The organism is Arthrobacter sp. SD76, assembly GCF_049726125.1.
Lineage (GTDB): Bacteria > Actinomycetota > Actinomycetes > Actinomycetales > Micrococcaceae > Arthrobacter > Arthrobacter nitrophenolicus.
This window is the reverse complement of sequence record NZ_JBNBLR010000002.1, coordinates 39,448-58,491: the sequence shown is the minus strand read 5'-3', so window position 1 is coordinate 58,491 and position 19,044 is coordinate 39,448. Positions and strand designations below refer to the sequence as shown.

The following is a 19,044-nucleotide window of genomic DNA, read 5'->3' as shown; positions in this document are numbered from 1 at the left end:
TTCACGAGGGGATTCGTTCGACGCGAAACCGTCGATTGGCGATGGAGGGATTGCGGGTCCTTACCTGTTCCACGCGTCGCAGGGTGATCTCCGCGGTACGGGTCTCTGGTGTTTCCGCCAGCTGGGCAAGAACGATTCCCATGGGGTCCACGATGAGACTGGAACCAGTGGATAAGGGCGGAGCCTGATTGGGTGCCACCACGTAACTGGTGTTTTCGATTGCCCTTGCACGAACCAGTGTTTCCCAGTGGTCTTCCTTTCGCACGCCAGGCGTCCAGGCGGACGGAATGAGGAGCACTTGAGCGCCGGCATCGACGAGCGACCGAGCGCTCTCCGGGAACCGCAAGTCGTAGCAGGTCATCAACCCGAAGCGAAGACCCTCTAGATCGAACGTAGCCACGTGCCCATCCAGGGACGGGGCAATGACATCGGATTCACGAAGACCGAATGCATCATATAGATGCACCTTCCGGTAGCGCGCCAAGGCAGTGCCTTTTGATGAGGTGACATAGATGGTGTTGAAAGCACGATCTTCACCCGCTACAGCCTCCAGCATGCCGACGGCAACGGCAATGTTGTTCTCCTTGGCGATGTTGTCTATCGAAGCGGAAAACTCTCCCGGGATGTGCTCCGCGTTTTGCAGGAACGATCCATCCAGCCCGTGCTTGAAGTACATGGCAAGCTCCGGGAAAACTACAAGCTGTGCACCATCTGATGCCGCGGCTGCGGTCGCCCGGGCGATCGCCTCGAGGTTCGCCGACTTGTCGTCGAGAACAGCCAATTGGCCGATACTGATCCGCATGCCCCTCCTATCTCCTTTGATGTAATCCAGCTAACAATAAGTCTATGTATACGTCAAGAGTGCACGGCGTATGTGTGCTGGAAGTTTCAGGTATGTTACTAGAGTGTTCCGCGTACACATGAAGTATTTTTTTTTGCCTTGAAGTCGTCCGAATGCTGGTTCCATCTGCCAGAATCAGTGATGAGACCCGGAGTATTCGCATTGACCGGATCCAGTGATGAGGAGTGGGACCATGAAAGCAACCGCCGTAGACAAGGCCTACGTATGGCTACGCCAGCGTATTCTGGACGGCACCCTGCCGGGTGGAACGTTCATTGATGAAGCCACCGTCTGCGAAGCTGCGGGCGTTTCGCGTACGCCGGCACGGGAAGCCTTCAATCGCCTGGAAGGCGAACGGTTCATCACCCGCGTTCCGCGGCGGGGTGCGCAGGTCCGCGAGTTGAACTCCAGTGATCTTCATGATGCCTATGACGCAAGATTTATGGTCGAGTCCTTCGCTGCCACTGAGTTTTGTGCAGCGGGGCATAAGGTTCCGGAGGCAATGTACCGAAACCTCGAGATCATGGATGAAAACGCCGACTTTGAGGACGAAGCCGCGGCTCTCCGATACCTAGAGGCCGATCAAGCTTTTCATGCGGCATTGGTGCAGACGCTCGGCAACCGCCCGGTCATAGATTTTTTTTCACACTCTGTTCCGACAAAACCAGTGGGGTGCAATCACCCGGTCGCAATGGCTGAGATCGGAGGCCTTCGTTTCAGCAAACCGCGCTCAGCACCACGCTATCGTTGAGGCCCTTGCTAGCCACAATGCCGAGGCCGCAGCAACGGTACTTAGGGACCACTTGAGAGTTTCCTCGCCTGAATTTTCAACCTTCCCGCGCTGACTGCGAACCTTCCCCCCGTCTGGCCAGAGCTGCTCCTATCAGCCCAGGGCCCTTAGTGAGGGAGCAGGGACAGCGATCTCTTTGCCCCCCTGCCCGATAGCGCATTCGGCCCCTGTTCTGGGGGCTAACGTTGTCGGAGTGCCTGGTTCCGTCGGTCGGGGTCTTCTCCTGAGAGTGGCCGCTGTGTATTCTCTACGTATACACCGCGCGTACCTGCATGCTAAGCGAAGGAAATTTCATGACAACGACTAAAACCGGCTTTTGGCTTACCGACTCCAGCGTCCCCATGGCCGAAATTCTGGCCTCGCTCGATTTTGACTTCGTGGTTCTCGACGCCGAACACGGCATGTTCGACTTGACCACCTTGGAAGCGTTTATTCCGGTTCTTAAGGGACTCGGCCTCGAGGTTTTCACGAAGGTACTTGCTCCCGCTCAGGCCCCGGTGCAACAAGCCCTCGATTTCGGCTCCGATGGCGTCATCATTCCGCACATCGAGGACGTTGGCCACGCCGCGCGAATCACCGCACATTCGAAGTATCCGCTTGTCGGCGACCGGAGCCTTGCCGGAGGACGTGTCTTCTCATATGGCGGATGGACACAAGCACAAACGGCAGAAATCAATGAGCGCACCATGTGCTTCCCGCTCATCGAGCATCCGTCAGCCGTACGGGATATTGAAAAGATCGCGGCACTTCCCACCGTGGACGGATTCCAGATCGGAACAAGCGACCTAGCCATAATGAGCGGGCGGGAGTACACGCAGTCAGAGGAAGATTGGGCCGATATTCTCCGATGTGTAAACGCGTTTAAGGCTGCCGGCAAGTCCTGGCTCTTTCCCGCCTGGACGGAGGCCGAGCAAGTTTTCGCGCTGGAGAACGAGGCGCCTCGCATCATGATTGGCGTGCACTACCACTGGATCAAAACAGCCCTTGCGCAGGCCAAAAGCGCCTATGACCTGCTCGCCATTAGTGACAGGGCCGCAGCCCGCTAACCGGGGGTCGCCGCCCCAACAAAAAGCCGCCCTGATGTCCACACCGCTCGAATCTCGGAAGAACGTTTTATGATCACCAGCAAAGCATTAGCCGCAACATCAGCATCGCACCCCCTCGAACCCGTGACCATCAAACGCCGTGAGCTCGAACCCCACGACGTCCTCATAGAAATTGCATTCACGGGGATCTGCCATACAGACATCCATACCGTCCGTGGCGATTGGGGCGCCAAACAATACCCGCTCGTCCCGGCCACGAGATAACGGGCGTCGTCGCCGACGTCGGAAATGCAGTAACGAAACACAGCATCGGCGACCGCGTTGGCATCGGCTGCCTCGTCGACTCCTGCCGGGAATGCACGAATTGCCTAAAGGGCCAGGAACAGTTCTGCCTAACGGGCAACACACCCACGTACGGGGCAAACGACAAGTACGGGATGATGACGCAGGGCGGCTACTCCACACACATCGTTGCCTCCGAGGACTTTGTGCTGCGAATACCCGATGCGCTACCACTGGACGCCGCTGCCCCACTGCTATGCGCTGGAGTAACCACTTTCTCACCGTTGCGCCACTGGGGCGTGGCCCCAGGGAGCAAAGTGGCCATTGTCGGTCTGGGCGGCCTGGGCCACATGGCAGTAAAACTCGCGCACGCAATGGGCGCCACAGTCACTGTCCTCTCCCAAACGGCGGCAAAAAGAGAAGACGGACTGCGTCTAGGCGCCAACGACTTTTACGCGACCAAGGACCCAGAAACCTTCGAGAACCTTCGGGGCGCGTTCGATCTAATCCTCAATACTGTCAGCGCGCCCATCAATGTCGACGCGTACCTGTCATTGCTCGCGGCCAATGGGACGCTCGTTAACTTGGGCGCACCGGCCGAGCCCCTTTCCCTGGACGTTTTCTCACTGCTCAGGGGCAGAAAATCCTACTCGGGATCCGTCATCGGGGGCATTCCAGAGACCCAGGAAATGCTGGAATTCTGCGCAGAGCACGGCATCGGTTCGGACATCGAAGTTATCTCCGCCGGACAGGTTAATGAAGCCTTCGAGCGCGTTTTAGCCTCCAACGTCCGGTACCGATTCGTCATCGACATTTCGACGCTGAGCTAGGAAGCGCTACCCGCAATTCAGGCTCGGGCAAAATGCCGGGCTAATCACGCTGACACAACCCCTTTTTTGACGTACTTCCGCCACTTTTTATGGTCGCTACAAGCCTTCGTCAAGATACTGCCACCGCGGTCGCCGCATATTGGCAGCGCCAGCAATCGCGGCACTTCCATTGTGGACGGCTTCCACATCGGAACAAACGACTTTGCCACTGCTCGTGGGCGCCCGAGTACACGCAGTCAAAGGAAGATAGGGCTGACATTCTCCGGTGATATGCCTATAAGGCTGCCAGCGAAGTACGGTCTGGCCTCTTCCCCAACTGGGACCGAGCAGGTTTCCGCTCTAGATAATGAAGCGCCCTGATCATGATTGGCGTGTTACAACTGTGCCAAATCGCCCTTGCACGGGCGAAAAACACCATGGTCCGCGAACGATCAGTGCGGCGTTTCGGGCGGCGACCCGACCCGCGGGCAGCAACCCAGTCGTTGATGCGAGACCCGTTATTCTCGGAACAATCTTTAGCGGGGTATCCATCCGTTCAAGTCTTCGATATTCACGGGATCAGGGTTCTCACTCGGCTAAGTTGGAGTTTGCTTTCGGGGTAGCTGGGCTTGCTCGATCAGCTCGTTCCACCATGGCCGGTGCCCTCGATGAAACGTTATCCCCTCAGGTAGTCCTCGGACGGAGGCTGTTGATCCGGCGATATCGATCGTAACGCGACCGCGGCCGACGGGCGCGTTGGAAATGTGGAGAGGACCGAAAGATTCCGGGAGAAATGGATTGAGCCACACGCCACCGCGGGAAATGTGGGCATCGTACTGCATCAAGCTCATCACAAGTTGAATCGGTGTGGTTGCTGCCCAAGCCTGTGGTGAACAAGCTGTGGGGTAAGGAATAGGCTGCGCAAATTTGTCCCGAGCGAAGCCACAGAATAACTCCGGCAGCCTGCCGTTAGAGTACTCCGCCGCTTCCAGCAAGGCCGTTGCGATGCGTTGCGCCTGCTCTACAAAGCCGTAGCGCATGAGGCCGGCGGCTATGATCGCATTGTCGTGCGGCCAGACTGACCCGTTGTGGTAGCTCGCCGGATTATAGGCGCCCATGTCGCTGGACAAAGTCCGTACCCCCCAGCCGCTAAACATTTCCGGAGACATCAGGCGTTCAGCTACGAGTGGCGCCTTGTCTGTATCCACCAGGCCAAACCAAAGGCAGTGCCCCATGTTGGATGCGCAAGCGTCGACTGGCTGTTTCTTCCCATCCAACGCGACGGCATAGTACCCACGGTCGGGCATCCAGAACTGCTCGTTGAAGCGTTCCTTCAACACGGCGGCGCGATCAGCAAGCTGTTGGGCCAGTGACAAATCACCGGCATCGTACGCAATCCATGCCCTGGACAAATAGGCCGTGTAGACGTACGCCTGCACCTCACAGAGTGCGATGGGCGGCTCGGCCAGACGGCCGTCCGCAAAGTTGATCCCGTCCCATGAGTCCTTCCAGCCCTGGTTTACCAGCCCGCGGTTGTTGAGTCGCTCATACTCAACAAACCCGTCGCCGTCTTTGTCTCCGTAGTCCCGGATCCACTCCAGCGCACGGTCCGCGTGAGGTAATAAGGCGGTGATGGTGTCCGTCGCGAAACCCCAGCGGCTAACCGCGCCCAGGACGACGAGAAAAAGCGGTGTCGCGTCGACACTGCCGTAGTAGGCGGACTTGCCGCCCAAGGCGAGCCCGCTGGATACGTCCAGCCGAACTTCGTGGAGGATCTTGCCTGGCTCCTCCTCATTTACTGGGTCCACCACTTTGCCCTGACGATCAGCCAAAGTCTGCAGTGTTCCCAAAGCCAAGGACGGGTCCACCGGCAGGGCCATTGCCGAGGCGAGCAGCGAGTCGCGTCCAAACAGGGTCATGAACCATGGCGCCCCGGCGGCTACTACGACACGGTCGGGATGTTCCGGATCCTCAATTCTGAGGGCGCCCAGGTCGTCATAGCTGCGTTGCAGGATCCGCTCAATGGAGTGGTTCCCCATCTCTACCACCGGGATCTTCGCCACCCACTGTTCCCGACGTCGATCACTCGGAGACAGGCCGCCGGCGTCCGAATGCAGGAAGGATTTTACGGGAGCAACTATGCCGGCCCCTGGCACTACCATCAGCTCTGTCGTCCAGTCAGCCTGTGGCGCCACGACTGCCCGATAAGTCAGAGCCTCTGCTGTGATGTCAGCACCAGAGGCCCTGATGACGACAGCCTTGCTAACGTCCTGCCAAACTGCCCGAATGACCAGCGACTCGCCATCTTGCTGACGAATCTCATCCCAGTGCCGTTGAATACGCGCTTCCTTCACCTCGAACAAGTCGGCGAAATCGGCTTCAACGTGGAGTCGAATCTCGCATGTGACCATCGTTAGGGAATAATTGTGAATGGTAATCCGCTCTACGAGGCCAGCTCCGACTTCGCGTAGCCGCTCCACAATCAGAGGGCTGTCTGCATAGCTCTCGGAGAGGGAAACTCGGCCGACAAAAAGCGCCCTGTAGGGCTCCTTCGTCTCGCAACCCAATGATTCCAGTGGTTGACCATTGACAGTTAGGCTCCAGCCCGAAAGGACGCGGGTGTCCTGAACAAAAACGCCATGCGAGTGCCCTGGATATATGTCCCCATTAGGCACAGAGATGCAGAAGGATGACCCCTCCACTAATGTAATTGCCCAGGACCAAGCGGCCCCGCGGCTGTATCGGCATTCCATCCCGCCAAGTCAGGTCCCTCCAACGTCTGCAGGGTACGGCAACCGGTCCAGCTGGCCTTCCGGTATCGTCATCGGATAAATCGACGCTACGCTTGACTGCTTCTCGACGCCAGATCAGGGCGCGAAAGCGGACGCCGAGGGCTCATTTAGAGGTAGCCCTTGATATTGGTATCGATCATCTTCTCCCAGTAATCAATAGCCAAGTCAGACCAGTGTGAGAAGAGCATGAGGCCAGCGTTGTTGATAGGGATATCGATCGTGCCAAAGGTGTCCAGCGCGAAAGGACCCAGAGCCCGTGCGTCTTCAAGTGCCGTAATGTCCGTGACGCGGCCTGTTGCCTCGCCCCGCCCCTGTGGATCTCCTGCCAGTTCGTTCAGGCGTTCTTGGTTGCGGCCCGCTGCGATGATTTGGACGCACTCGGCGGCAAGTGCCTTTGCGCTTTGCCGCGCCGATGCCGGAGGACGCGCCAGTGATGATTGCGGTTTTCCTCGTAAATAGTTAGTGGTGAGAGTTCCTTACTGTCCGATTTGAAGGAGGTAGTGCCCTTCAGCACCGGGGAAGTCCGTTTGACTAGAGATGGTTGTGCTTGCTGTTCTCAATTAGCTGCGGCTCTTGCCAAAGGAAGCTAAATTCGCGGCAGCTTCGGATGCGGGGGTAGTACCGTCAGTGAGCTCGATGATGGTCCTGTTTAGGTACGGCTGGTGAAGTACGGCATCAATGAAGGCGGCTACATTGTCCCGGCGGACGGGGCCGTATTCGATGGCTGGCCCGGCAGTGACGAGGTCGTCGCCGGGCTCATCGGTGAGTAGCCCAGGCCGGCACGATGACCCAATCCAGTGCTGTGTTCGCAAGATAAACATCTGCGGACTTCTTTACACGCATGTAGTGTTCAAAGCCCTCACCCAGCCCCCCGGACCGTTCCGATTCCGGAAAGGCGGATACGAGTACAAACCGTCGAACTCCAGCCCGAGAGGCCGCATCAGCAGCTTTTTCAAGTCCCTTGCCGTCAATGAGGGTGGTTTTGTCCTGGCCGGTTCCGTGCGCGCCGGCGGAGAACACGATTGCACCGTGGCCCTCCATCTTGGCCGAGAGTTCATCGACAGAATCGGCGATGAGATCACCGCTGACGGGGGTACCGCCAAAGCCGACGATTTTCTGTGCCTGTTCTGGAGCGCGGTGCATCCCAGTTGGTGCATCCCCCGCGGCCGCGAGCCGCTTCATCAGGCGCTGGCCGACGCCTCCGGCAGCACCGATCTGGAAGACTTTCATGCGCTACTCCTTCTCTGACCCCTGCATGCGGACGCTAGCCAACGCCGTGAGAGGGCAAACGGAAAATTGTTCTGTAGTAAGCACTACAGAAATGACTGTAGCGACTACTATAGAACCGGTCAAATTGGAAGAAGGAAGGTTCTGATGTGGAGCATTCGTCGACCCGTACTGTGAAGTCGCCAGGTCGTCCTCGCGGATTCGACAGGGCCGCGGCCCTAGACTCCGCGCTCGATTTGTTCTGGGAACGCGGATATGAATCCACTTCCATCAGCGATCTTTGCGACGCTATGTCGATTCGGCCCCCAAGCCTCTATGCGGCCTTCGGAAATAAAGCCCAACTCTTCCTCGAGGCAGTTGACCGCTACGAGCGAACCTACTGGGACCCCGTCTGGCGCGGGTTGAAGCAAGAGCCTGATGTCCGTCACGCGTTCTCCCAGCTTTTCGATACTGGCGCGACGATCATGTCCGCCCAGGACGGAAGGCAGGGGTGCCTTGTCACACTGTCAGCTGTGGGAATGTCTCCGGCCTCAGCAGATGTAGCCAAAGCACTCGAAAAAGTTCGCGCTGACGGAGTGGGCCACATTCACGGTCGACTCAAGGATGCCGTGAATGATGGTCAACTCCCCGGTGAAACAAACCTTCTTGCCCTGGCCGATGCCCTGAATGCCATTCTTGACGGCATGGCTCTTCGATCCCGAGATGGAGTAAGCCTTGAACGGTTACGGAAAATGGGTCAAGCAGGGGAGCGAATGCTCCCAGCAGGAGCGGGCTGACGATTCACCGACGTCCCCGCAGACCGAAGAAGGATGGGCGAGGAGCGACTTCGAAACGGCGAATTCTCGAGAGACGGCAGTACTCGCATCCGCTTCTGCTTCACGAATCAACCGTCGATAACAGTGAATCCCTAAACTGAGTTGGTTGTGTTGTAACTGCTGTCTTATTTGGGCGCCTGCCTTACTTGGTGCGGATATCGCGGGAGAATCAGAACAGCCCGGGGGTGACAGGTTCACAGGACTGGCTTTCAGCAGTGACGTCGGTCGTGATCTTGAACTGCTGGAGTACGGAGTCGTCCCGTCCCTTGACTACCCATTGCTGTCCAGCGTGAACGCACTCCAGAATCTTGTCAGGTTGGCCACCCAGTTATGCGGAGCGCCGTTCGGCGTCGTCGTCACCATCATCAGGGCCGGGCACCAGCATCAGATCGGGCCCTGGGAGTGGACCCGCGGTGTGCTCCCGCGAGGAGTCGATAAGCGCTGTCGCGCTTCGCCACCTCAACGTTGTCGCCGGACGTCACCTCGGAGCTTCAATGCTGTTGCTAGGAGCGATCACATTTTGGCGGCAATTGGAGGATTCCGTCACGAACCACGTCTGTCGCAGCCGTCATCAGCAAAAAGGGGATCACCCTCAGGGGCATCTCCGGACGCAGCCTTTGAGACAGTTAGGAGCAGTTGATGCTGCCCGTCGGGTCAGGGCGCCTTGACCTCAGCGCCCTGGTCTCTCACAGGATGCCCCTAGAAAGCGCAGACGAAGCCGTTGAGGTGCTGACCGGCGATACAGGCAAGATTCTGCTGATTCCCGCCATGACTTGATGATCGTGTTGTCGGCTGGTTTGGGATCAGCCCCACCCACCGCACGCATGTGCCGATACAAAAGCCCTCAGCTTAGCCCCAAGCATTCGATGCCACCCAAAGAGAAGTATTGGCAAAGGCAGCGATCTCCGCAGTTGGTAGCCAGGCCATGTAGCGCGCATCGAAGAAGCAGTGACTGCTCTTGCATCGCGGAGGGATGCAAGAGCGCTAGCGCGAATTGTCGTGACCTGTCATGGACCAAACACCTTTCCCGTCGCCTGAACGACCAAGTGCCATTGGGGCTGACCCGCGAGCACCCGGACGGTCAACCTAGCTCAACCAGTGCCACAATCGGTGTGCCCTGCACCCGCACTGGAAACTACTACAGACCAACAACCGGTGGACGTTCATGCGTGGCGCTGCAGTGTCTCGCTGGGGAGCTCGCCGTACATTTGCCGGTATCTAGCAGCGAACCTGCTCGCATGATAGAAACCCCAGCGGGTCGCGACGTCGGTGATCCTCAGGTCGGGGTCCCTGTTGGACAGAAGTTCTGCCCGTACCCTTTCCATCCGCACCCGCCGAAGGTATTCCATGGGCCCGGTGCCGAGCGTTTGCTGGAAGGATGCGTGAAGGGTTCGAATGCTCATGAGCCCTACCCGGGCCAATTCTGATGGGGTGAGCGGTTCATCCGCGTTGGCTTCAATGAACTCGATTACTGGTTTGAGCCTGCCAAGGTTCACAGTCGGCGCCGGCTTTAGGAGTCCTTCGCTGTAGTTGTTCGGCACGGCCATCAGGACATTGCTCATTAGGAACGATTCGAGCTGCTCTAGGACTAGCGGATTCTCTGCGATACCGCCCGGACGATTCAGCTCGGCAGCTAGGAATTGGGCGGAGGCCAGCAGGCTAGCTCCGCGGCCGGTCGAGAGATCGAAGCCGAAGTCAAAGTCGATTGGTTTTTCTACCGGTTGACCGATCATGTCGGCTGCAAAATTTTCCATCGCTGGCCGCGAGAAGCGCAGGATGATTTGTTCGGCTTCCTGCGACCAGATGAGGTCTGTGCCCAGGTGCGGCAGGAGAAACAGGCCCGTCCTGCCGGGGGAGGTCTCGGCGCGTTTCCCGTCGGCCCTGAACCCTTCAGTGCCGCCGGCCAGGGTGAGGTTCAGATGATAGAACTCCTCTGGAGCAGGCATTGTCAGTCGGGTCTCGGACTGGTAGGTCAGGTAACCAACGGTCAGGTCGTGCCCGCCCCAGGCATTTAGCGTAACGTCCAGTTGCTTGTCGTCCCGGGTCTTCATCACGTTCGGGAGGTAGACGCCCGTGACAGCTTCGCGGGCAGCATCCAGGTCTGTAGTGTGCATGACAGGATGCTTATCGAGTAGTTGGAGTATCTGCTTCATCAAGGGGCTCCATTGACCTTGTACCAAGCCGGGGGTGTCGAACGTCTGGTTGGAATTTTCGAGGTCCCCCTTCCTCTAAATTCTAGGCGGCCCACGATCCATTAGCGCATAGACCTAGGCCGGGCAGGGAACTCCCACCCCGACACGTGGATGGGAGAGTTCCCGACCCTGCTGTGAACCGGGTTTTGCTAGTAGCGCAGTCCTGCTTCTTTGAGCAGGGGCATCACCCTTTCGTTAAAGTGCTCCAGTTCCTTTTCGTAGTCCAGGAACCCAAGGAAGGCGCCATCCATGCCGGCTTCGGAGAGTTCACGGAATTGCTCGACTACCTGCTCCGGCGTGCCGACGATGTTGATTCCGCCCCAGCCGGCGATGAACCTTTCCTGGTACTTTTCGATTTGAGCCTGGAACGATGCGCTTTCCATGCCCAAGACGCTCATCACGTTCCGTGCACCGGCCCAGTCGCCTTCCTCGATGATCTGCCGGTGGGCTGCCTTGGCTTCTTCCTCGGTGTCCCTGCACACAACGAGTGCGTAGGTCATCACCTGGATCTTCCTGCCGTAGCCCTCGCGGGCGCGCGTCTTGATCTTGGTGGCGTGTTCCTGCATGCTCTCCAGGCTGTCCAGGGCCGTGAGGTTGACGTCAACGTACTTCGCGGAGAATTCCAGGCCTGCGGGGGATGTTCCGGCATTGATGAGTGCCGGACGCGGCGTTGCCAACGGCTTGGGGTATGCCTCCACGTTGGTGGCGTTGAAGAAGTCGCCTTTGAAGTCGAACTCGCCCGGCTTGGTCCAGAGTTCCTGTACGAAGTCCAGCCACTCGGCTCCGTACTTGTAGCGGTCGTCATGCTCGAGCTGCTTTTTCCCGAACATCTCCATCTCCGGGGGAAACCAACCCATGACGGCGTTGATTCCGTACCGCCCGCCCGAAATGTGGTCAATTGTTGTTGCGGCCTTGGCGGCAACAATGGGGTGCACCGTGGGCAGGTGGGTGGTGGTGAAGACCTGGATGCGCTCGGTAGCCTGGGCGAGTCCGGCAGCCCAGGTGAAGGTCTCGAAGCAAACGCCGTTGAAATTGGTGTCACCGCCAAAGCCCCGCCAGCGGGCTACCGGAACGATCGCTTCAAAGCCGATGCGGTCGGCGAGCTGGGCGATCTTGACCTGTTGGTCCCAGGTGACCCTGAACGTTGTAGGTGCGTTGCTCATCACCATGCCCCCGCTGCAGTTGAACGCGAAGAGTCCCAACTTCATTTTCTGGTCGTTCATGATGGGAGTTGACTCGATGTCGACGTTTCCGACGCCGAAGGTATCCAACTCGTGGGCAGGCATTGTCATCTTGTTTTTCTTTCTATCGGAACTTGATTGGATTGCGAGCTGCGCCCGTGCGTTCGCCACAGAACAAACCGGTCCGCCTAGCTACTGGTCTCTTCTGTCCTGTTTCACGTACCGCCCCGCGTACGTGAAACAACTTCTCCCGGTAGATGGTTGGGCCGGTCCCGGCTCACTTCACGGCTTTGCCTCTACTTTGAGGAAGCCATCGGCGGCGGTGAGGATGCGTGGTACCCATCTCGTCGCTTTGCCTCAGCTGGTTCCTGTAGGAGCAGATCGAGGGTCGCTTGGTCTTGAAGAGTCCGGCCTTAGAACCCCGGCAGTTCTGCGTTGTTCTTAACTAGACGATATTGACTGAGAGGTGGGTCACAATATCCCCTGAGTGCAGCCCCGTAGCCGCTTTGTGCAGGAATTTCGTCCCGGCAGCGGCCATCGGCCGGGTGCCTGGGTGGCAGCCGACCGATGCCGTGCTCATTTGTCACTACTTCTGGGACGACTGGGGATGCTCTTTTCTCCGCCGCGATGGGCCGCGAAGTGGCAGCACGACGGCGGATTCGGCTTGGTCAGGCTGGCCGCGCAGTCGGCTGTTGAGGTAAGTTTCCAGCGCTTGAAAGAGGTCCGCGGCGCGTTGGGTCTGAAGGATGTAGGTTCTGGCGGCCTGATCCTCAGCCGGAAAGATCACAACGCCCGCGCTTTTGAGTCTGTTGAGGCATTGCGCAGCGACGCCGTGGCTCAGGCCGGTACTTTGGGCGATGTCTTGCCTTGTGGATGGTCCGTTGGCCCGAAGAAAGCGGATGATTTGAATATGGCCCGCCGTGCCGTAGACAGCGGCAGCAACTGTCAGTTCAGTGGACCAGTACGGGTCCTGCGTTTCCAAGCTTCTTCGCAGCGAAACTCACTGTTACGGTCCTTTCATTAATATCCGGCCGGAACATACGGGCTTCCTTCAGCGCGGGAGTTGGTCCTGTTTTAGCGGACGGCCGGGAGGAAGTTGGGCCTGCGCTCTTCGAATGACTGGATCGCGGCTTCGGCGAGTTGCGTGAGGTCGATATCGTCGAGTCCTTCCAGGAGGCGCCATTTGACGTAGTTATCGATTTCGAAGGTGTAGGTGCGTTCGGCGCAGGTGATGCTCTGTTGGGCAAGATCTACCGTTAATTGGAGACCAGGGCTACTGTCGATCGCTTTCCAGATTTCCTCTATGTCAGCGGGGTCCAGCTTCGCGGCAACCAGTCCTGCTTTTCCGCAGTTCCCACGAAAAATGTCTGCGAATTTCGGTGAGATGACGACTTTGAAACCGTGGTCCATGAGGGCCCACACGGCATGTTCCCTGGATGATCCTGTGCCGAAGTCGGCTCCGGTGACCAGGATTGATGCGCGGGCGTAGCGGGGATTGTCGAGCGGGAAGGCACTGTCTCTACGGAGATCCGCGAAGAGTGCATCCTGAAACCCTGTCCGTCCGACGCGTTTCAAGAACTTGGACGGGATGATCTGGTCGGTGTCGACGTTGGTCTGCTGCAAGGGCATCGCAACACCGGTGTGGACGGTAAATTTCTGCATATTAGTGTCCTGTTCCGATCTGCGCCAGCTCCGAGGATGCGGCTGCGGTCAAGTCCGAGGGTGTTGAAATGGTTCCACGTAGGGCGGTCGCCGCCGCCACTGGGGGTGAGACAAGGTGCGTCATACTTCCACGCCCCTGACGGCCCTCGAAGTTGCGGTTCGAGGTCGATACGCAGCGTTTCCCGGCCGGCACCTGGTCGGGGTTCATTCCAAGGCACATTGAGCAACCGGCGAAGCGCCACTCGGCACCGGCGTCAAGGAAGATCTGGTCCAGACCTTCTTCTTCCGCCTGCGCCTTGACCTTCATTGAGCCAGGGACCACCAGCATTTGCAGTCCCTCCTTGATGCGGTGCCCGGCGAGAACTGCTGCCGCGGCCCGCAGGTCTTCGATACGGCCGTTAGTGCAGGAGCCGAGGAAGACCATATCTACGGGAATGTCTCGCATGGGTGTGCCGGCAGTCAGCTCCATATACGTTAGGGACTTCCTGGCAGCTGCCCGTTCCCGTTCTTCCGTAAAGTCACTCGGGTCCGGAACGCTGCCGGAAATGGGCACAGCCTGTGCCGGGTTGGTTCCCCAGGTGACGAATGGAGTGATGAGTTCAGCATTGAGGGTGACCTCGGCGTCGTAGACGGCGTCAGGGTCGCTCGCCAGCGAGAGCCAGTAATCGGACGCGAAGTCCCATCCGTCTCCTGATGGAGCATGAGGCTTGCCCCTGAGGTATTCAAGGGTCTTGGCATCCGGGGCGATCAAGCCCGCCCGGGCACCCGCTTCCACGGACATATTGCAGACTGTCATCCGTGCTTCCATGGACATGTCCCTGATGGCTTCACCTCGATACTCAAGAACGTAACCTTGTCCGCCGCCGGTGCCAATCTGGGCGATAAGGGCAAGGATGACGTCCTTTGAGGTCACGCCGGGTGCCAGCTTGCCTTCGACATTGACGGCCATTGTTTTGAAGGGCTGCAGCGGTAGTGTCTGGGTGGCTAGAACGTGCTCGGCTTCGCTTGTGCCGATGCCGAAGGCAAGTGCACCAAAGGCACCGTGCGTGGAAGTATGAGAGTCGCCGCAGACGATCGTCATTCCTGTTGGGTAAGGCCAAGCTGGGGTCCAATGACGTGGACGATGCCTTGTTCCTCGCTGCCCATGTTGAACAGGTTGATATCGAAAGCTGTGCAGTTTTCCCGGAGTGTCTGGACTTGGAGTCGTGAGGTGAGATCGACTATCGGTTGATCGATCCCGATAGTGGGGACGTTGTGGTCCTCGACCGCGAGAGTCAGATCTGGGCGTCGAACTTTGCGGCCGCACAGTCGAAGACCCTCGAAGGCCTGGGGACTGGTTACTTCATTGACGAGGTGCAGATCGATGTATAGAAGGTCCGGCTTGCCTTCCTCGTGACGAACAATGTGTGATTTCCACACTTTTTCGGCAAGGGTGTAGCCCATGGATGACTCAATTCGGTTCGGTGCGGCCTAGGCCGCGATCATGGAATTTGGTACGCCTTTGCAAGGTCTCGCTTGGGAGTTCTCCGTACATCTGCCGGTACTTCGCGGCGAACCTGCTCGGGTGGTAAAAGCCCCACTTGTTGGCGAGGTCGGTGATTTTAAGTTCGGGGTTGCGGTTGGCCAGGAGTCCGGCCCGAACATGCCCGATCCGGACCCGGCGCAGATATTCCATAGGAGACATGCCCAGGGACTGGTGGAAGGACGCATGCAGGGTCCAGATGCTCATCATCGCCACTCTGGATAGTTCAGCAGGCGTAATCGGTTCGCCAGCATTTGCTTTGATGAAATCCACTACGGGTTGGAGACACCCAAGGTCGATGGTGACTGATGGGCCCAGGAGATCCTCGCTGTAGCAGTTGTTGGGCGCGGCGAGAAGAAGATTGCTCATGACAAATGACTCAAGCTGCTCAAGAGCAAGCGGCTCCTCCGTGATTCCCCCGGGACGATTCAGTTCCATGGCCATGAAATGGGCCGAGGCGTGGAGGCTCGCTCCCCGCCCCGTTGAACGGTCAAAAGCGCAATCGAAGCCGAGGGGGTCCTCGACTGCCTGGCCCACCAAGTCAGCTGCAAAGTTTTCCATCGTTCCCCTCGGGAATCTGCGGTTTTATCTCTCTCGCGTCGGCAGCGCACTTCACGTCCGCACACTATGGGCAACACACGACTTCACCATGCCGGGCCGTGCAAGCGCACTTACACTCGGCACGGAAGGATTCCGTGCCGCCGACAGGGGTGAGGCTGCGGTTCAACTCCTCCACCGGCGGCATAGGAAGCGTCGGCCTGATCAGTGAGGTAGCGAGGGTGGGTACCCCGGCTACCTCGCTGACCACCGGATGAAGGCCGGGCAGAGGTGTTCGTTCTTTTCGCCCGAGCGGCAACAGGCGTGGTCAAACAATGTCCCCTGTGGATCTAGCCCAATTTGAAGGGGTCGCGGCTGGCACCGGTCAGTTCAACCCAGACAGATTTCGTTTCGGTGTAGTCGTTGATGGCCTCTATGCCGTTTTCACGGCCGAGTCCTGAGGAGCCGAATCCACCAAATGGAACCTGCGGACCAACCACCCGGTAGGCGTTGACCCATACAGTGCCTGCCCGGATTGCACCCGCTACCCGGTGGGCTCTGTGAACGTCTTTGGTCCAGACCGCACCGGCCAGTCCATACTCGGTGTCGTTAGCCAACTCAATGGCTTCATCCTCGTTGGCAAAGGTGTAAACAGAGAGCACAGGCCCGAAGATTTCTTCCCTAACCACCGTCGAGTTCCTGTTTACCCCAGTGATGATCGTCGGACGGATGAAGAGGCCGCCAAGATCTTCCGGAGTGAACCCTCCGCAGGCGATCACACCCTTCTCTTCTCGGGCCTTCTGAATGTACCCCATGACCTTGTGGTACTGCGGTTCGTTGGCGACAGGGCCCATCTGGGTCTCGGGCGATGTCGGGTCGCCCAGCTTGATGTTGTTGGCCTTTTCAACGATGAGTTCCACGAGTTTGTCGTGGACGGATTCATGGACGATAAGCCTGGAGCCGGCCATGCAGGTCTGCCCGGTGGCGGCAAAGACTCCGGCGAGCAGTCCGTTCGCTGCCGCTTCCATGTCGGCGTCCTCGAACACGACCTGGGGGCTCTTGCCACCGAGTTCCAGCGTCACCTTGTTGATGTTTTTTCCGGCGGATTGGGCCACGAGGGCGCCGGTGGCAGTTGATCCAGTGAATGCCACTTTGTCCACTCCCGGGTGCGACGCCAGTGCCTGGCCGAGTTCGCGGCTTTCACCGGTGACGACGTTGAAGACGCCCGGAGGAAAGCCCGCTTGGTCCAATAGTTCCGCCAGGAATGCGGTGGAGGCTGGTGCGTGCTCGCTGGGTTTGACCACAAAAGTGCAGCCGGCTGCAAGAGCTGGTGCGAGCTTGAACGTCAATAGCAGCAGGGGAGAGTTCCACGGTGTGATGGCACCGATGACTCCTACCGGTTCCCGCTTGGTGTACACCAGATAGTTCGGCTTGTCCGTTGGGATTTGCCGGCCTTCGATCTTGTCTGCGAGGCCGGCGTAGTAGTAGTACCACTGAGGGAGGACACGGGTCTGGCCGATCATTTCGTGGAAGAGCTTCCCCGAATCATTGACTTCCAGCGTGGCAAGCCGCTCAGCGTTTTCAGCAATCACGTCTCCGAGCCGGCGCAGCAGGGCGCTACGGGCGGTGCCCGTCATCGTCCCCCATGGCCCGCTAAGTGCGGCCCGGGCGCTGGCCACGGCGGCATCGATGTCCGCCACGGTTCCCTCTGCAACATCCGCCCACACCTCGCCCGTGTAGGGGCTTGAAGTGGTGAATGACTTCCCCGACGAACCTGGAACGAACTTTCCACCGATGTACAGGGAGAACTTCTCCCTAACCAACGTCGTTGTCGACATCTCATTGCCTTCCTTTCAGCTGAACACCACCGTTCTGCGATGAAGCTCTTGGACGACGGTACGGACTGAGAGTTGTGTCACACTATCCGTTCCGTGCAGCCGGACAGCCGCTTTTTGCTAAGTGTTCTGCGGTTCTGAACCCTGCAGAAAATGGCTGTCCAAGCGCGTTGAACGGCTGTTCCGGCGCACCTTCCGCCTCATAGCGTTGTGCTCCATCACGACACTCAGTGATGGACATCACCCCTCGGGGTACAGGAGGAAAAGTAGATGGGAACACTGCCGATCCGGCGCGAAGCCGCGCCGCGACCGCAGGGCGGTCCGCTCGAGGGAATCAGGATTCTGGAACTTGGCTCCCTGGTCGCCGGCCCCTTCGCGGGGAGGCTGCTGGCCGACATGGGTGCTGAAGTCATCAAAATTGAAACATCCGACCGGCCCGATCCTCTTCGGACTTGGGGCCAGGGAGAAATCGACGGCCACAGGCTGTTCTGGACAGTCCATGCTCGGAATAAGAAATGCGTAACGCTCAACCTGCGGACGCCGCGCGGCATCAGCATCTTCAAGGACCTTGTGGCCCAGAGCGACGCCGTCATCGAAAACTTCCGCCCCGGAACCTTGGAGAAATGGGGCATCGGCCCGCAGGTACTTCTTCAGGAAAATCCGCGGCTGGTCCTTGCAAGGGTGTCGGGCTACGGTCAGGACGGGCCCGACGCACTCAAGCCCGGGTACGCTTCTGTCGCTGAAGGCGTCAGCGGCTTCAGGTCCGTCAACGGATACCCCGGCCAGCTCCCGCCGCGCATCGCCCTGTCGCTGGGCGACTCATTCGCTGGATTGTTCGCAGTACAGGGGATACTCGCAGCACTTATCCGGGCCCGCAGCACCGGGGAGGGGGATGTCGTTGACGTCGCTCTCACAGAATCATGCCTTGCACTCATGGAATCGACCATCCCGGATTTCGATGGGGCCGGAGTAGTGCGCAAACCCTCGGGTACCCGCCTGGACGGTATCGCTCCGTCAAACGTCTACATGAGCCTGGACGGACTCCCCGTCATCATCGCCGCGAACCAGGACACTGTCTTCGCACGGCTCTGCGCTGTCATGGGCCGTCCCGAACTGGCCCTTGACGCAAGATACGCTGATCACGTCTCGAGGGGACGCCATCAGGACGAGCTCGACGACATCGTCGCACAATGGGCTTCCGGCCAGAATGCCTCCGACATCGTTCGCCTGCTCGATGAAGCAGGAGTCGTCTGCGGCCCGGTGAACACCGTGGCTGAAGTCATGAGCGATCCTCAGCTGATCCACCGGGAAATGTTTGTCGATCACGAGGACCTCCGCGTCGGCCGCGCAATCAAGGGACCGGGACTCGTCCCCAAATTCTCCAGCGCGAAGGGCTCCATCCGTTGGGCTGGCCGTCCGGAAGCAGGATTCGACAACGACGACGTCTATCGCGGGCTTCTTGGTTTGAATGACCAGGAAATAAAAGAACTCACAGACAGCGAGGTCATTTAGA

At 58.7% G+C, this 19,044-nt stretch carries 14 protein-coding genes and 3 pseudogenes; 6 read left to right on the top strand and 11 right to left on the bottom strand.

Annotation, left to right across the window (positions count from 1 at the left end; translation table 11 throughout):
* Position 1: 1 nt before the first annotated feature.
* Positions 2 to 802 (bottom strand): carbon-nitrogen hydrolase family protein, encoded by an 801-nt coding sequence (locus tag ACPEE0_RS21940; protein ID WP_424575396.1) that lies wholly within the window; start codon positions 800 to 802, stop codon positions 2 to 4.
* A gap of 232 nt (positions 803 to 1,034) precedes the next feature.
* Between ACPEE0_RS21940 and ACPEE0_RS21935 the strand changes: the two genes are divergently transcribed.
* The 4 genes and pseudogenes from ACPEE0_RS21935 to ACPEE0_RS21920 all read left to right on the top strand — a co-directional run bounded on the left by ACPEE0_RS21935 (position 1,035) and on the right by ACPEE0_RS21920 (position 3,789).
* Positions 1,035 to 1,592: a GntR family transcriptional regulator gene (locus ACPEE0_RS21935; protein WP_424575395.1), complete on the top strand. Its 558-nt coding sequence runs from the start codon at positions 1,035 to 1,037 to the stop codon at positions 1,590 to 1,592.
* Positions 1,519 to 1,686 (top strand): FCD domain-containing protein, encoded by a 168-nt coding sequence (locus ACPEE0_RS21930; RefSeq protein WP_424575625.1) that lies wholly within the window; start codon positions 1,519 to 1,521, stop codon positions 1,684 to 1,686. Before ACPEE0_RS21935 ends, ACPEE0_RS21930 begins: the two co-directional genes overlap by 74 nt.
* A 238-nt stretch (positions 1,687 to 1,924) precedes the next feature.
* Positions 1,925 to 2,677: an HpcH/HpaI aldolase family protein gene (locus tag ACPEE0_RS21925; protein ID WP_424575394.1), complete on the top strand. Its 753-nt coding sequence runs from the start codon at positions 1,925 to 1,927 to the stop codon at positions 2,675 to 2,677.
* 69 nt (positions 2,678 to 2,746) lie between these two features.
* A pseudogene (locus ACPEE0_RS21920) lies at positions 2,747 to 3,789 on the top strand (NAD(P)-dependent alcohol dehydrogenase).
* A gap of 575 nt (positions 3,790 to 4,364) precedes the next feature.
* Here the strand turns inward: ACPEE0_RS21920 and ACPEE0_RS21915 are convergent.
* From ACPEE0_RS21915 to ACPEE0_RS21905, 3 genes and pseudogenes are all read right to left on the bottom strand, one after another.
* Positions 4,365 to 6,529 (bottom strand): annotated as a pseudogene (locus ACPEE0_RS21915) (glycogen debranching N-terminal domain-containing protein).
* Positions 6,530 to 6,667: 138 nt separating this feature from the next.
* Entirely contained in the window at positions 6,668 to 6,991 is a 324-nt protein-coding gene (locus ACPEE0_RS21910) for an SDR family oxidoreductase (protein WP_424575624.1), read from the bottom strand.
* Positions 6,992 to 7,316: 325 nt separating this feature from the next.
* Positions 7,317 to 7,790: an NAD(P)-binding oxidoreductase gene (locus ACPEE0_RS21905; protein ID WP_424575393.1), complete on the bottom strand. Its 474-nt coding sequence runs from the start codon at positions 7,788 to 7,790 to the stop codon at positions 7,317 to 7,319.
* A 146-nt stretch (positions 7,791 to 7,936) separates the two neighbouring features.
* On the opposite strand from ACPEE0_RS21905, the gene ACPEE0_RS21900 reads away from it, so the two are divergent.
* Positions 7,937 to 8,563 (top strand): TetR/AcrR family transcriptional regulator, encoded by a 627-nt coding sequence (locus ACPEE0_RS21900; RefSeq protein WP_424575392.1) that lies wholly within the window; start codon positions 7,937 to 7,939, stop codon positions 8,561 to 8,563.
* Positions 8,564 to 9,765: 1,202 nt separating this feature from the next.
* Here ACPEE0_RS21900 and ACPEE0_RS21895 read toward each other — a convergent pair.
* From ACPEE0_RS21895 to ACPEE0_RS21865, 7 genes and pseudogenes are all read right to left on the bottom strand, one after another.
* Positions 9,766 to 10,755: an AraC family transcriptional regulator gene (locus ACPEE0_RS21895; RefSeq protein ID WP_424575391.1), complete on the bottom strand. Its 990-nt coding sequence runs from the start codon at positions 10,753 to 10,755 to the stop codon at positions 9,766 to 9,768.
* Positions 10,756 to 10,943: 188 nt separating this feature from the next.
* A complete protein-coding gene (locus ACPEE0_RS21890; RefSeq protein WP_424575390.1) occupies positions 10,944 to 12,086 on the bottom strand; it encodes an LLM class flavin-dependent oxidoreductase in 1,143 nt (380 codons plus the stop codon).
* 475 nt (positions 12,087 to 12,561) lie between these two features.
* The gene (locus ACPEE0_RS21885; RefSeq protein ID WP_424575389.1) at positions 12,562 to 12,957 is read right to left on the bottom strand and encodes a winged helix-turn-helix domain-containing protein; all 396 of its coding nucleotides are present in this window, start codon (positions 12,955 to 12,957) and stop codon (positions 12,562 to 12,564) included.
* 92 nt (positions 12,958 to 13,049) lie between these two features.
* Positions 13,050 to 13,637, bottom strand: coding sequence for a 3-isopropylmalate dehydratase small subunit (gene leuD / locus ACPEE0_RS21880; protein ID WP_424575388.1), 588 nt, complete (start codon positions 13,635 to 13,637; stop codon positions 13,050 to 13,052).
* A gap of 1 nt (position 13,638) precedes the next feature.
* Positions 13,639 to 15,080 (bottom strand): annotated as a pseudogene (gene leuC, locus ACPEE0_RS21875) (3-isopropylmalate dehydratase large subunit).
* 7 nt (positions 15,081 to 15,087) lie between these two features.
* On the bottom strand, positions 15,088 to 15,720 hold the full coding sequence (locus ACPEE0_RS21870; RefSeq protein ID WP_424575387.1) for a helix-turn-helix domain-containing protein: 633 nt from the start codon (positions 15,718 to 15,720) through the stop codon (positions 15,088 to 15,090).
* A 326-nt stretch (positions 15,721 to 16,046) separates the two neighbouring features.
* On the bottom strand, positions 16,047 to 17,534 hold the full coding sequence (locus ACPEE0_RS21865; protein ID WP_424575386.1) for an aldehyde dehydrogenase: 1,488 nt from the start codon (positions 17,532 to 17,534) through the stop codon (positions 16,047 to 16,049).
* Positions 17,535 to 17,801: 267 nt separating this feature from the next.
* Between ACPEE0_RS21865 and ACPEE0_RS21860 the strand changes: the two genes are divergently transcribed.
* Positions 17,802 to 19,043 (top strand): CaiB/BaiF CoA transferase family protein, encoded by a 1,242-nt coding sequence (locus ACPEE0_RS21860; RefSeq protein WP_424575385.1) that lies wholly within the window; start codon positions 17,802 to 17,804, stop codon positions 19,041 to 19,043.
* The last annotated feature ends 1 nt before the right edge of the window (position 19,044 follow it).